Origin of the sequence: Rhodovibrio sodomensis (genome assembly GCF_016583645.1) — a bacterium.
Taxonomy (GTDB): Bacteria; Pseudomonadota; Alphaproteobacteria; order Kiloniellales; family Rhodovibrionaceae; genus Rhodovibrio; species Rhodovibrio sodomensis.
In genome coordinates this window covers 1-1502 of sequence record NZ_NRRL01000256.1, presented here as the reverse complement: position 1 = coordinate 1502, position 1502 = coordinate 1, and the positions used below count along the sequence as shown (strand labels likewise).

Annotated in this window: 1 protein-coding gene; it reads right to left on the bottom strand. The window is 71.0% G+C overall.

What is annotated here, in order from left to right:
• Positions 1-1308: group II intron reverse transcriptase/maturase (ltrA, locus tag CKO28_RS27585; protein ID WP_200344726.1), on the bottom strand; the 1308-nt coding region annotated here is incomplete at its 3' end.
• Between the last annotated feature and the right edge of the window lie 194 nt (positions 1309-1502).

Sequence of the window (1502 nt, the reverse complement as noted above, 5' to 3'; positions counted from 1 at the left end):
GCCGCGGCCGGAGCCGGCCAGCTTGCGGGCTTCGGGCGGGGGCACGCCGTTGTGGGTCAACAGGCGGTGCAGGCCGGACGAGGTCTTGGCCTGCTTCAGCCGGAAACACCGCAAACGTCGGCGGAGCCATTGGTCGAGGGCCGCCAGGGCCGTCTGGGCATGGGCGTGCCGGAAGTACCGCACCCAGCCCGCGGTGAACGCGTTCACCTCCGCGATCACGTGGCTGAGCGGCACGCCCCGGCGCCGGCTGGTGATCTCCCGGAGCCGGGCCTTGGCCCGGCCGTAGGCGTCCGGGGAGATGCCCAGCCTCCCGTCACGGTGGAGCCGGTAGCCCAGAAACTGCCGGCGATCAACCGGTGCGACCGCGCTCTTCTCCCGGTTGACCCGGAGCCGGAGCCGGCGCTCCAGGAACGCCGAAATCGAGGCCATCACCCGCGCGCCAGCGGCCTCGGACAGCACGTAAATGTTGCAGTCGTCGGCATAGCGGCAGAACCGGTGGCCCCGGCGCTCCAGCTCCTTGTCCAGGTCGTCGAGCAGAAGGTTCGCCATCAGCGGCGAGAGCGGACCGCCTTGAGGGGTCCCCTCGTAGCGCGGCGTGTGACAGCCCTGCGCCAGCAGGCCGGCCTGCAGAAAGCGCCGGACGAGCTTCAACAGCCGCCGGTCACCCACGTGGCGGGCCAGACGCGCCATCAGGACGTCATGGTTCACCCGGTCGAAGAATTTCTCCAGATCCAGGTCCACGACGATGGTCGCGCCCGCGGCGACATGGTCGCCCGCCGCCGTCACCGCCTGATGGGCGTTGCGCCCGGGCCGGAACCCGTAACTCGACACCGAGAACGTCGGGTCGAGCTTGGGCTCCAGCACCTGCACGATGGCCTGCTGGACCAGGCGGTCCACGACCGTTGGGATGCCCAGCTGGCGGGTCCCGCCGCCGGGCTTCGGGAGCGTGACGCCGCGCACGGCGGCGGGCTGGTACGTCCCGTCAAGCAGGGCCGTGACCAGCCAATCCCGGTGCTCGGCGATCCAGGCCCGCAGCGCGCTGACGGGCATGCCGTCGACGCCCGCGGCCCCCTTGTTCGCCTTCACCCGCTTGTAGGCCTGGTTGAGGTTCGCCGGGTCGGCGACCTCCTCCATCACAAAGGTCGGCAAGGCTCGGGGCTCGGTCCGTGCCGCGACCGCTTGCGGCGCCTCCCGCGCGCCAGCTTCGCTGCCGGCGTCGCCGGCCTCGGGGTGGCGGGCCGGGCCCGTATCCGACTCATCGAAGAGCCGGAGCTGGGCTTGGGCCGCTTGCTGCCGCGCTACGGTCATCGAACGGGCCAGTCTGCTCCTTGGCGACCGACTTCGGCCCTTCAGTCGTCCCCTCCGGGACCACCTACTATGGCCTCGGCTGACTTCTCCCGGTCCATCGGAAACCGTCGCCGGTCTCCTGCCCCGGCTCGCCCGGGGAAACCGAGAGACCTCCCAGGGTAAGACACTGATCCTTCATGCGGTCGCCGCCGGAT